An 11,695-nucleotide genomic window follows, 5' to 3' on the forward strand; every position below is an offset into this window, starting at 1 on the left:
ATCGATTCCTTCCCCTCCACTACTCGGCTGCTCATGGCTACTCCTGCAATTCAGAGCATTTTTTTCATTTCATAGTATTCTGCTTTTTTCTCATCGCCGCGTTCGCTATAAAACTGAATTAAGACATTCAATGCGTTGTCGAACCTTACCTCGTAAGGCTGCTGTATGCTTAACGTCCATGAATACGGCTTATTTTCAAGTAACATGCCTGTGTATAGTTCCACCATTTGTTCGAGCATTTCCATCTTACTCTTATCTTCATTATAACGTTCACTGAAATGATCGAACTCAAGCAAATCCAATTTCATGTCTTCGAGGCTCAGACTAATATTCCCTAGTCTGCTCTTAAGCATATGTTGGATTCCAAATGTGTCGAGTCGCTTCTTTAAGTAGTATTGCGTCGTATATAAGTTTGCATAGCCCTTTTCCATCACCAATTCCGGCCATAAGTCATTGATGATTCGTTCTCTAGACACGGATTTGCCGTTCATGCATAACAAATAGGCGAACAGCTCTTCCGTTTTTTTAGTTCTCCAATGATCGTCAATCAATTTCCCATCAATCGTTACGGCAAAATCGCCAAAGCACTTGACCTCAATTTTGTGTCCATCGCTGCTTTTGGTTCTAATCTTCTTTATTTTTTCCAGTGTGACATAAAGCTGTTCGAACTTCACCGGCTTCACGAGGAAATCCAACGCTTTTGTCTCAAGCGTTTCGGTTACATAAGCATGATAAGCAGATGTAAAGACAAAATCCATATCTGGTCTTTTTTTAAACATCATCCCGAGCAAGGTTATGCCATCGGTCTCCGGCATTTCAATATCCAGAAAAGCTAGGTCAGGCCGTGTTATACTCAACTCATCCAAGGCTATGGCTGGATCTTCATACATTGCAACAACTTCGACACCCGCAATTTTCTCCAACTTGGTTTTCAAGTTCCGCAGCGCATAATATTCGTCGTCTATAATAATAATCTTCATGGCTGCTCCTTAATGGGTACAATAAAACGAACTGCCGTTCCTTTACCCTTCTCACTGACGATTTGAAGTTGTGTTCCATACTCGGCCATAAGCCGTGCGTTTATACTGGCAAGCCCAATGCCTTTGCCCGCCGAATACTCAAGCAGTTTATCTTTGTCCACCTCTTCAATGCCAACACCGTCATCTTCTACCGCTATCAAGTAACCCTGTTCAAGCTCATTGACCCTAATCGTGACTGTACCTGCGATTTTCCGTTTGCGTATACCATGTTTAATCGCATTTTCCACCAAGGGTTGGATGACCATACGTGGCACCCTTAACTGAATGCCTGAGTCAATTTCATAGTTGACCATGACTTTATTCGGAAATCTAGCTTGCTCAATGCGAACATAAAACTTGACGGCATCCAGCTCCTCATCGATAGAAATATATCTTTCCGAGTTGCTGTAATCGAATATATTTCTTAGATAATGGGATAAATCATTAACCAGGTTTCCCGCTTTTTCTTGATTCACAGCAATAACGCCTTCGATCACGTTCAAGGTATTGTGAATAAAATGTGGATCCATCTGTGCGCGTATAAAAGCAAGCTCAAACTGCTTAGATTGAATCTCCGAGTTTACATATAAAATATGATTGTGGTGCTTCTCTTCATTAAGAGCATTAATGATCTCTGCGACAGAAAGGGCAAATGCAATCGCCGACACACAAGAAAGAAAAAATAAGTAATAATTCATGATGTAACTTTGAGGCAACGCACCAAGAACCATCATATAAAATATAAGCACCGACACCAAACATAAGAGCCATGCTGTAATGAGATGCGGCGAACGAATGGTTTTGCTCCTTATTCCTTTAAACATAATGATAAAATACAATACATACATCAAAGTAGATGCACCCGCACCAAATGCTCCCAACTCTTTACTAACGAAAAGAAACAGCAATAACGTGATGGGGTAGAAACCAATGAGCAGCTTCAAACAAAAATCGATCCTGGGAAACCTGGTTTGGGTCTGAAAAATGGCTCTCATGAAAATCGCGATGGCAAGGGACATGAAAATACCGATGCCCGTCGAATATTCCGCAAGCCAGTAGGCGTACTTGAAGCCGGTGATGTTCACAAGCCCTGTCATAGCTGCATTCCATAACAAGGTCGTGGATACATAAAAGCAGGATTTTATAAACGTTTTGTTTCTAATAGCAACGCCCATGAATAAGTTATAAAAAAACAAGGCTACGGCAATGCCGACCAAGATGCCTCCTGCCCACACATTGATCATACTATTCTTTCTAAATAAATCCTCATTCAAGATCCCTACAACAAAGTTTTGTCCATATAGCGATTTGCTTGTCATATATATGTACTGATTATGATCAAAATTAGATGGAATTTTGATTGCAGGGTAAACATAGTTGATCTCATCGGAATTGCCCTTATATGCGTATCCAAAATGCTTTGTTATGTAGTCATTACTTGTCGGGAGATATATCGTTACATCTTCAAAAAGAGGGTTGTTTATCGTGAGGTAATTAACTTCATCCCCATTATACCGGTTTAATTTTATTTTGAACCATAATTGAACCGGGGAGTAGCCAACCTTAGAATAGTTGCTCGGTAAAGCTTTGAATTGCTCACTAACTTTAACATCGGACAAGGTCATGTTTCCTGATTGGTCTCGTAATATTTCCATACTGATCGTATCTTTGGATTGGTTCAAATCCTGAAAGTAAATGACGAAAACAAAAGCAGTGCAAAGTGATATAGTTATAAAAATGGTCATTACTTTCACTAAAAATGCAGTGGATTCGGATCTCATAAACAACTCCCCAGTAAACTCGAACGATGTCGACTCATGGGGTAATTTTACCATGGTTCTGTCTATCCTACAAAAGGATTTGTTATAACGTTTTGTGGGAGCTAATGCTTTGTCACGCCTGAAATATTTAACTAAACTATAAAGAAACGGACGTCGATCTGTGGAGATCAGCGTCCGTTTATGCTTAATCTATGGGTGCATCAAAATTACTTCGCTTCGCCAACTACAGTAAAGCGTTCGTTTTTGTGTTGCGGTTTCTCGATCTCATCTACCAATGCGATTGCATAGTCTGCATAGCTAATGTAGCTATTGCCTTCGCTATTAACAAGAATAACATCATTACCTGCTTGATACTTACCTGTGCGAACGCCTTCTGGGTTGAAGAATCCAGCTGGGCTCAGGAATGTCCATTGAATACCAGAAGATGCTTGCAGATCTTGCAAGTTTTGGCCTTGGTTCGTAGCAGTTGCTTTGTATGCATCAGGGAAACCTGGTGATTCGAATACGCGCAATGTTTTGGATTCGTCTGTGAACAGACTTCCTGCACCACCTACAACGATTAGACGCGTATTAGGCGCATCCTTCAAAATATTGATCAACGCTTGTCCTGCTTCAACATGGCGATGTTCTTGTCCTGGCGCTGCGCCAAATGCGTTAACGATAACGTCAAATGCTTTGATATCCTCAGCTGTAAGATCAAAAACCTCTTTTTCCAAAACGTTAAGGGACTTGTCTTCCACTTTCGCTGCATTACGAACGATTGCTGTTACTTCATGCCCTCTGTCTACCGCTTCTTTCAAAATTACACTTCCTGCTTTACCCGTTGCACCAATAATTCCAATTTTCATGATAATCTCTCCTTCGGCTATGTGTTGTTTTCCTAAAATCTATAATGTAACTATAATTGTTACAACTAAACTTGTCAATACCTTTAATCTCATGTTCTGATAAAAGTTATTTCTTTCCTCACACCCTTGAAGTGTTGCTTTCCGTGCATCATGGCAGGGATTATGTTTAGTATGTCGAATATACGTGTCTGTGATTACTATTTAATTGAACTTACGTCCAGCAATAGCCCATTGAGAAGGAGCTGAGTGATATGAGCTTTGAAGATCAAGTCGCCATGATATTAAGACAAGCGAATCGTTCCGCTATTTCCACTGAAGCACTTTTTCAAAAAATAGACTCAGCCCTCCATCATTTGATTGAGCGGTTAATTCAGACGGGTACTCAAGCAACGGTTGACCGCAGAGAAGAAACTTCGCCTCACACCTGGGAGATCACAGTCGAAGGCTTCTCGTTCGTATTATTTTCAACAGATATTTTGGAGACCGCTGAAGAGAATGAAGATTATATTGAGGCGGTTGTCGAGGAGCTTTTTATCCAAGAGCTTGAGCACGCTGTTTCTGGCGAGTGAAAAATTAGTATACACGTAGGTATGCAGATGTCCCTAAAAAGGGCATCTTTTTTTGCACAAAAAAACCTCCACAACGCAGTTGAACTACGCCGTAGAGGTATGATTAAACTAAATCTTAGCAATCTTTATCCGGTACGCCCGCTTCTTCCTTTGTACGGAAAGAAGATCCGCAGCCACATGTTGCTACTGCATTCGGGTTATGAATAGTGAATCCGCCGGTCATGCCGGACTCTTCAAAATCAATTTCGAGACCATTCAGATACTTCAGGTTCTCCTTCTCCACGACAACCTTCATATCCTGAATATCCATATAGAGATCCTCATCGGATTCTTTATCATCAAAGCCCATGGCGTACGAAAATCCGGTACAACCCCCGGTGTTACGCCAAGACGCAGGAACATGCCAGGTGTCTCTTGCTGTGCAAGCATTTCTTTCAATCGGTCAGCAGCCGTTTCGCTGATGTTAATCATGCCAGGTCACTCTCCTTTTTCATATATAATCATGTTCAAAAAAGCATCCTTCGTAATCAAAAGCGGACTTTTTGAACAACTTTACATTAACTCTTCCTAAATTATACTCCACCCCGTCAAGGGCCTCAAGTGAAGTTTGCCCGTTTCCGCGTTCCTCCTGAACTCCTTTTTCTTCCCAGTGTATTGAACCACCGGGACACGAGGTTTATAATGGATAGGTGGTCGCTCTGAAATGTCGATATTTTGTCATGACTTATTCAGATGATGGTCATAATTGGAGTTGTAATTTTTTTCACATTTCGAGACTGCAACGCAGTCCCCAATGCATATAGAGTCATTAGACTCCTTTTTCTCGAACAAATAAGTCATAGCACAATGCAGCATATGCTGCACCGGGTAAATAAAAGTTAGTTTAACTATAGAAGGCGGTGTTGACCGCATTTTTTTCTATGTGAGCTTTTGCATCCATCCAGTTAGCTGTTTTTTAAGCTTCACCATACTGATGTAGCTCTGCAAACAGGCCTATACTACTTAATCCGGTTAAGAACAGGAGGAATAACAAATGTCTACATTAGTTACACCATTTACAGACAAAAGAATGGCTGAGATCGTCGAGAAGGTTCAGAATGGCGTAAGATTGAGCGTGGAAGACGGTGTCTATCTGTATGAGACAGATGACTTGCTCACACTGGGCCAACTGGCTAACGAAGCCAACCTGCGGAAGAACGGTAAGAAAGTATATTTCATCGAAAACATGAGCCTTTATTTCACCAACGTATGTGAAGCTCGCTGCGCGTTTTGTAATTTCCGCAAAGACCAAGGTGAAGAAGGCTCTTATACGTTGTCTGGTCAGGAAATGATTGATTATGTGGAAGAACATATTCACCCAGGCGTCCGTGAGTTTCATATCGTAGGTGGGCATAATAATCATGTTCCTTTTCAATATTATGTCGACTCTTTGCGTGCTTTAAACGAAAAATATCCTGATGTCACGCTCAAAGCTTACACAGCTGCTGAGATTGATTTCTTCACTCGTATTAGCGGTTTGAGCATTAAGGAAGTTCTGCAAGAGCTGCAAAAAGCAGGTCTGAAATCTCTGACTGGCGGCGGCGCGGAAATTCTGTCTGATGAGTATCGCAAAAAAATGCGCGTAGACAAAGCCAATGTTGATCGCTATCTCGAAGTACACCGCACTGCTCACAACCTGGGCATGCGTACGCATACAACCATGCTGTACGGATCCATTGAATCCTACGAGGATCGTGTGAATCACATGGTTCAAATTCGTGAGCTTCAAGATGAGACAAATGGTTTTATGGTGTTTATCCCGCTCTCCATGCAGCCTAAGAGCAAAAGTGCAAGCATTATGCGTCGTAACTCTGCTTACGAGGATCTCAAAACCATTGCGATCAGCCGCCTGATGCTCGATAACATCGACCATGTTAAAGCGTACTTCATTAATATTGGTCCACAATTAACACAAGTTGCTCTGAGCTTCGGCGCTTCCGATGTTCATGGCACCATTGTACGTGAAAAAATCAGTCATGCTGCAGGTGCACTTACACCAGAAGGATTAACTCGTAAAGAATTGATCTGGTTAGTTAAAGGTGCTGGGCGCATTCCTGTAGAGCGTGATACTTTCTATAACGAAATTCAAGTATACGAGTAACATCTGCTTTTATATTTCCCAGCCACATCCAAGTAATGAATCGGATTCAGGCAAGATATAGCTCGGCTGCTTCTTCTCAACAATTCATTGTAAGGTTAGCACTTTCGACTATATCTTCACCCCTGAAGTCACCTCCAGGGTTGTACCATGGTACAACCGTGCTACACGATATCTGTAATTTGAAATGCATATTTTCTGAATATCAAAATAAAAACAAATTGGAGCAGCTATGGAAGCATAGCTGCTCCAAAGGTTGCAGCCCCGCTTAACGGGACTGATGCAGAAAGGAAGCCGAGTCATGAAAAATTTCGTCGTTCTCGGAGGCGGTTACGGTGGCCTCACGATTATCAAAGAACTTCTTGAAGGTAAAATTCCAGCAGACACACAAATCGTACTGGTGGATCGCAGCCCTTTTCAAGGATTAAAGACTGAATATTACGCACTCGCAGCAGGCACCGTATCTGATTACGACCTGCGCATCCAATTTCCAGTTCATGAAAAAGTTACGTATCGGTATGGAGAAGTGACGGCGATTGATCTGGAACAGCGTCAGATTGAATTTGAAGGCCAAGATCCGTTGGAATATGACAAACTGGTGATTGGATTAGGTTGTACCGATCGTTTCCATAACACACCAGGAGCAGAGGAATATAGCTGCACCATTCAGAGCTTCAGCAAAACAAGAGAAACGTATCTTCGTCTTAGTGAAGTAAAAGCTTATGGACAAGTACACATCGTTGGTGGCGGTCTAAGTGGTGTAGAGATGGCCGCAGAGCTTCGTGAGAGCAGACCTGATCTTAATATCAGCATCCTGGATCGTGGGGAACGTGTATTGTCTGCCTTCCCACAACGTCTATCCGCATATGTTCATGAATGGTTTGGTGAACATCAGGTCGAGACACGTGGACATATTGCCATTTCCCGTCTGGAAGCAGATGGAATTTATAATCAGGATGAGGAAATTTTGACGGACGCCGTAGTATGGACTGCTGGAATCCAGCCGGTCAAAGTCGTACAGGACTTGGATGTCACCAAAGATCCCCAAGGCCGTGTTGTCCTTAACGAATATTATCAAATTCCTGAATATACAGATGTCTATGTTGTCGGTGACTGCGCTAGCGTGCCTTACGCTCCAAGTGGTCAAGCAGCAGAAGTACAGGGTGAACAGATCGCTCATATTCAGCATGCCCTTTGGAAAGGTGAAAAACCCAATCCACACCCTCTTAAGTTACGCGGCACGTTAGGTGCGCTTGGTAAGAAGGCTGGTTTTGGGCTAATGGGCAAAACGTCCATGATGGGACGTGTGCCTCGTATTTTGAAAAGCGGCGTGCTCTGGATGTCCAAGCGTCATCTCGGTTAGTCGAGATCCAGTTCACTCCAGGCATCGGCTTCAGCAATTTTGGCTAAGATGGCGTTGTATAGATCTTCAACTTTGTCGGTAATGACTAATTCGCCATTCACTAGTGCAAAAGGAGTCATGTAACATTGGCCACAATTGCTGAGGCAGCCGTATTCAATAACATCATAATCTGGATTCTCATCCAGTTGATCCATGATTTCATCTGTGCCAAAGTGCATGTTATTCGCACAAAATTCAATAATTGGTCTCATGTAGGTTCACCTGCTTTGTTTGACCATTTTAATTTATGGTCATTTGTAATATAATATATAGAGGAAAGGAGTTGAAAAAAATGAGCGAAAACGCACAAAGCACCATGATGTATGATGAGGTATCCGATGTGCTTGACAAACTTCGTCCGTTCCTGCAACGCGATGGCGGTGACGTGGAATTGGTTGACGTAGAAGATGGCATCGTTAAGCTGAAACTGGTCGGTGCCTGCGGCAGTTGCCCAAGCTCCACCATTACCTTAAAAGCCGGGATTGAACGCGCCCTTCTTGAAGAAGTTGACGGTGTCGAAGAAGTCGTACAAGTATTCTAATCAATCCTTCACGAAATAAACCTCAAGAGCCTTTCGCTTCAATGAAGCGGAGGGCTCTTTTTTGTGCCTATTTCATTTTAACATAGTTCACATATCCTTCGCCCTACCGTTTCGCATTCTGCTACGTCTAAATTGTTGGACGAATTGGATCAAGTCCTCCAGACACATCCATAATGTTACCTGTAATAAAATCGGAATGGTCTAGACAGAGATACGTAATGACACGTGCAATATCTTCACCGCTGCCAGGACGCCCTCTTGGTGTTTCCTCGTCCGTTATCCCAGCAATTTCATCTATCGTTTTCTCTTTATTAGTGCCGCGGATATCCCCAGGACATACCATATTCACTGTTATGCCGTTAGACGCTTCTTCTACAGCTAATGTTTTGGTAAAAGAAACCAAACCCACCTTCGCAGCTGCATATACAGCTCGATGAGGCCATGATCTAGCTTCTCCGGCATGACTGAATCCAAAGTGGATGATACGCCCCCACTGCTTACGCCGCATCTCTGGCAGCACATACTGATCAAGCAGCATAGGCCCAAGCAAATTACCCTGTACTAACATTTGTATTTCCGCTTCTGCATATTCGGCAAACAAACGGCGCTCTCGGACAAAGGGGCCAGCATTATTCACAAGAATATCGATGCTCCCGAGCTGTTCTTCCACCTGTTTCACCAAAAATGTAATCTCCTCGGTCTTCGAAATGTCAGCCTGGATCGCAATACAATTTACGCCTTTGGCTATGATCTGAGCTTGAAGCTCCTCCGCTTCGAGTCGGCTATTCACATAATTCAGGGCAATATGGCATCCCTGATCCGCCAGACTGAGGGCTGTCATTTTTCCAAGGCCTTTGGCACTTCCCGTTATGAGGGCAATCTTCCCCTTCACGTCCATCCCCCTCTTCAATGAGCAGTCATTCATTAGTATAAAAGATTTATCATCCCCTCACAACTTGCATATTTTATAGGGATTTTATCTCTTTAATTCCAGATATATCTTGCCAGTGATAACTAGCTATGTTAGTGTCGGTGATATCGTGCGAAAGAAACTTATTATGAAAGGGCTGTGTGATGAACATTTTTAAAAGAAGATGGAAAACATTTATGCTGTTAATATTCATTAGTTTCTTAGCTTTCTCAGATGCTCCTCAAGTAACCGCAACAACCGATGAAGAGCAATCTCCTGATGCGTATAACTGGATTGCTGGGCCGGCTACTGTAGATTTAGATAGCAAAGCCACTTTAGAAATCCCTGAAGGCTATTTTTTTCTGGATAAAGCCAACACACAACGTTCAATGCTCAATGCAGGTGGAAAACCTAACGGTAATGAAATAGGTAGCTTGTACAATAATAGCGATTCAGGTTCATGGTATGTCGTGTTTGAATACGTGAGAACCGGTCATATCCGAGATGATGATCAGAAGCTGGATGCGAACGAACTTTTAAGCAGTTATATTCGTGGTACAGAAGCGGGGAACCGAGAAGCGGAGTTTGAAGATCGAACTTACGTAACAGGTTGGGAAATTGAACCTACATATGATAGCAGCAAACATCAATTAATTTATTCTCTGGGTTTCAAGGATGCTTTTGAACAGGCCATGGTCAATTACAATGTACATATACTAACACGTGAAGGGTATGTATCTGCGATTTTGGTTACAGATCTGGCTAATTTTCAACAGAACAATAAAACATTTGAGGAAGCTGTTCTTAACCAATTGAGTATCAGTGCAGGATATACCTATGAAGAATACGATGCCTCGACAGACAAAACCTCAACGATCGGACTCAAAAGTTTAATTTGGGGCGGTATCGGTTATACAGGCAGTCCCACGAACAACTTATTGCTTTTTCTCAAGAAGTCATGGTTTATAATTTTAATTGTAGTCGTTGGGCTGATTGCTTGGATTAGATTCAAACGATCAAAAGGTGATGAAGAACAGCTCTCTCCTACGGAGCGAATGGTTCTGCAGGAGGCAGATGAACAGCAGAATGCCGATCAAAATGAATTATCATATTATCGCAATTCTGGGCAGCCGCCTCATCAATAATTGCAGTTAATAGCAGCATAAAGGCCGTATATCTCTCCTATGGGGGTACACGGTCTTTGTGTTGTACTTTAGCTCAACCGCCTCATTTGCAAAAAAGTGTAAGCCTCGGACTAAATACTTATATTCCCATCCTTTACTTTGTTATCAATTAGGTCTTTAGAAGGAAAATACCACCTAAATAACCATATATACCTTGTCTGGTAGGGGTGTCTATGGTAATGTCGATAAGTCGTTACTTCCTGTGAAAGTAATGACACAATACATATGGTCATGTAAATATAATCATTACATGGCAACGCTGAAAGGATTTATAGCAAATGATGAAAAAATGTGTAGCATCCCTGATCGCCATACTGCTTGTACTTACATTACAAGCCCCCTTCTCCATCACAGCTTCTGCAGAAAGTAACAGTAGCACCACTGAGGATTATCAATGGATAGACGGACCACAAGATGTCATGCTCGACAGCAAAGCCTCCTTGAAAGTAGTTGAAGGACTTACCTTTTTAGATGAAGCCAACACAAAACGTTTCATGGAAGACACCGAATCCTTCCCGAACGGAACAGAGATCGGTAGTATCTATGGAGCGGGTGAGAACTCCAACTGGTACGTGATCTTCGAGTACAATGACACTGGACATATTGACGACAGTGACAAGGATGACCTCGATGCTGAAGAGCTCCTGGACAGCTACAAACGAGGTACAGAGGAACAGAATGAGAAAACGACTCCTGATAACCAACTGTTTATTACTGGCTGGGACATTGAACCGAACTATGATAGCGCCAAACACCATTTGCTTTATTCCATTGGTCTCAAAGACGCTCAGCAGGAAGCCCTCGTTAATTACAATGTGAACGTTCTGACACGTCAGGGCTATATCGGCGTTATTCTCGTTACAGACAGTGCTAATTTTGAGGAGAACCGAAGACAGTTTGAGGACAACGTTCTCTCCAATCTTACCGTCACTGCGGGTAACAAGTATGAGGAGTTTGACGCTTCGATCGACAGAAAATCAGAACTCGGCTTAACCAGTCTCATCCTTGGTGGTGCAGGAGTGGCTGTTGCCAAAAAAGTAGGATTGTTGTTATTGCTCAAAAAAGGATGGTTTGTCATTGTAGCTCTAGTCGTTGGAGCATTCGGATGGCTACGTAATAAGCTGACTGGACGCAAAAAAAATGATGCTGATCATCCTACGGATGAGAACTCTCTTTCTCCTGCTGAACAGGCATATCAACAGCATGCAGCTGGACAGGAATCCATCGAGCACACCCATTCATCCACTGGTGATCATTCAGAGAATGACCCGAACAAGCGCTAACAGCTTCAATCACGAATAATC

The 11,695-nt window shown here is 42.5% G+C and carries 11 protein-coding genes and 1 pseudogene; 6 read left to right on the forward strand and 6 right to left on the reverse strand.

Going from position 1 to position 11,695, the window contains the following annotated elements:
* Positions 1–50: 50 nt before the first annotated feature.
* The 3 genes from DMB88_RS24515 to DMB88_RS24525 all read right to left on the reverse strand — a co-directional run bounded on the left by DMB88_RS24515 (position 51) and on the right by DMB88_RS24525 (position 3,648).
* The gene (locus DMB88_RS24515) at positions 51–980 is read right to left on the reverse strand and encodes a response regulator (RefSeq protein WP_128103439.1); all 930 of its coding nucleotides are present in this window, start codon (positions 978–980) and stop codon (positions 51–53) included.
* Positions 977–2,800 (reverse strand): histidine kinase, encoded by a 1,824-nt coding sequence (locus DMB88_RS24520; RefSeq protein ID WP_164848782.1) that lies wholly within the window; start codon positions 2,798–2,800, stop codon positions 977–979. The genes DMB88_RS24515 and DMB88_RS24520 overlap by 4 nt, the downstream gene beginning before the upstream one ends.
* Positions 2,801–3,006: 206 nt before the next feature.
* Positions 3,007–3,648 carry an NAD(P)-dependent oxidoreductase gene (locus DMB88_RS24525; RefSeq protein ID WP_128103441.1) on the reverse strand — a complete coding sequence of 214 codons (642 nt, stop codon included), beginning with the start codon at positions 3,646–3,648 and terminating at the stop codon, positions 3,007–3,009.
* Positions 3,649–3,899: 251 nt separating this feature from the next.
* Between DMB88_RS24525 and DMB88_RS24530 the strand changes: the two genes are divergently transcribed.
* Positions 3,900–4,217, forward strand: a complete 318-nt coding sequence (locus DMB88_RS24530; protein ID WP_128103442.1) for a hypothetical protein — start codon at positions 3,900–3,902, stop codon at positions 4,215–4,217.
* A 115-nt stretch (positions 4,218–4,332) separates the two neighbouring features.
* Here DMB88_RS24530 and DMB88_RS24535 read toward each other — a convergent pair.
* Positions 4,333–4,688: pseudogene (locus DMB88_RS24535) on the reverse strand (HesB/IscA family protein).
* Between the two features lie 562 nt (positions 4,689–5,250).
* Between DMB88_RS24535 and mqnE the strand changes: the two are divergent.
* Positions 5,251–6,357 carry an aminofutalosine synthase MqnE gene (mqnE, locus tag DMB88_RS24540; RefSeq protein WP_056702363.1) on the forward strand — a complete coding sequence of 369 codons (1,107 nt, stop codon included), beginning with the start codon at positions 5,251–5,253 and terminating at the stop codon, positions 6,355–6,357.
* A gap of 298 nt (positions 6,358–6,655) precedes the next feature.
* On the forward strand, positions 6,656–7,717 hold the full coding sequence (locus DMB88_RS24545; RefSeq protein ID WP_128103443.1) for an NAD(P)/FAD-dependent oxidoreductase: 1,062 nt from the start codon (positions 6,656–6,658) through the stop codon (positions 7,715–7,717).
* Here the strand turns inward: DMB88_RS24545 and DMB88_RS24550 are convergent.
* Positions 7,714–7,968, reverse strand: a complete 255-nt coding sequence (locus DMB88_RS24550) for a YuzB family protein (RefSeq protein WP_128103444.1) — start codon at positions 7,966–7,968, stop codon at positions 7,714–7,716. The genes DMB88_RS24545 and DMB88_RS24550 overlap by 4 nt on opposite strands.
* 80 nt (positions 7,969–8,048) lie before the next feature.
* On the opposite strand from DMB88_RS24550, the gene DMB88_RS24555 reads away from it, so the two are divergent.
* Entirely contained in the window at positions 8,049–8,297 is a 249-nt protein-coding gene (locus DMB88_RS24555) for a NifU family protein (protein WP_128103445.1), read from the forward strand.
* Between the two features lie 127 nt (positions 8,298–8,424).
* Here DMB88_RS24555 and DMB88_RS24560 read toward each other — a convergent pair whose 3' ends face one another.
* Entirely contained in the window at positions 8,425–9,189 is a 765-nt protein-coding gene (locus DMB88_RS24560; protein ID WP_128103446.1) for an SDR family oxidoreductase, read from the reverse strand.
* A gap of 215 nt (positions 9,190–9,404) precedes the next feature.
* Here DMB88_RS24560 and DMB88_RS24565 point away from each other — a divergent pair, with 215 nt between their 5' ends.
* Both DMB88_RS24565 and DMB88_RS24570 read left to right on the forward strand, forming a co-directional pair.
* Positions 9,405–10,352 carry a DUF2167 domain-containing protein gene (locus DMB88_RS24565; protein WP_164848783.1) on the forward strand — a complete coding sequence of 316 codons (948 nt, stop codon included), beginning with the start codon at positions 9,405–9,407 and terminating at the stop codon, positions 10,350–10,352.
* 317 nt (positions 10,353–10,669) lie between these two features.
* Positions 10,670–11,674, forward strand: coding sequence for a DUF2167 domain-containing protein (locus DMB88_RS24570; protein WP_128103448.1), 1,005 nt, complete (start codon positions 10,670–10,672; stop codon positions 11,672–11,674).
* Positions 11,675–11,695 lie beyond the last annotated feature (21 nt).

Origin of the sequence: Paenibacillus sp. DCT19 (assembly GCF_003268635.1) — a bacterium.
Classification (GTDB): Bacteria; Bacillota; Bacilli; order Paenibacillales; family Paenibacillaceae; genus Paenibacillus.

What these genes read in the sequence shown, in the direction of transcription:
- DMB88_RS24545 (WP_128103443.1), top strand. Translation starts at nt 6,656, where the DNA reads ATGAAAAATTTCGTCGTTCTCGGAGGCGGTTACGGTGGCCTCACGATT.
- DMB88_RS24520 (WP_164848782.1), bottom strand. Translation starts at nt 2,800, where the DNA reads ATGAGATCCGAATCCACTGCATTTTTAGTGAAAGTAATGACCATTTTT.
- DMB88_RS24530 (WP_128103442.1), top strand. Translation starts at nt 3,900, where the DNA reads ATGAGCTTTGAAGATCAAGTCGCCATGATATTAAGACAAGCGAATCGT.
- mqnE (WP_056702363.1), top strand. Translation starts at nt 5,251, where the DNA reads ATGTCTACATTAGTTACACCATTTACAGACAAAAGAATGGCTGAGATC.
- DMB88_RS24570 (WP_128103448.1), top strand. Translation starts at nt 10,670, where the DNA reads ATGATGAAAAAATGTGTAGCATCCCTGATCGCCATACTGCTTGTACTT.
- DMB88_RS24555 (WP_128103445.1), top strand. Translation starts at nt 8,049, where the DNA reads ATGAGCGAAAACGCACAAAGCACCATGATGTATGATGAGGTATCCGAT.
- DMB88_RS24515 (WP_128103439.1), bottom strand. Translation starts at nt 980, where the DNA reads ATGAAGATTATTATTATAGACGACGAATATTATGCGCTGCGGAACTTG.
- DMB88_RS24525 (WP_128103441.1), bottom strand. Translation starts at nt 3,648, where the DNA reads ATGAAAATTGGAATTATTGGTGCAACGGGTAAAGCAGGAAGTGTAATT.
- DMB88_RS24550 (WP_128103444.1), bottom strand. Translation starts at nt 7,968, where the DNA reads ATGAGACCAATTATTGAATTTTGTGCGAATAACATGCACTTTGGCACA.
- DMB88_RS24565 (WP_164848783.1), top strand. Translation starts at nt 9,405, where the DNA reads ATGCTGTTAATATTCATTAGTTTCTTAGCTTTCTCAGATGCTCCTCAA.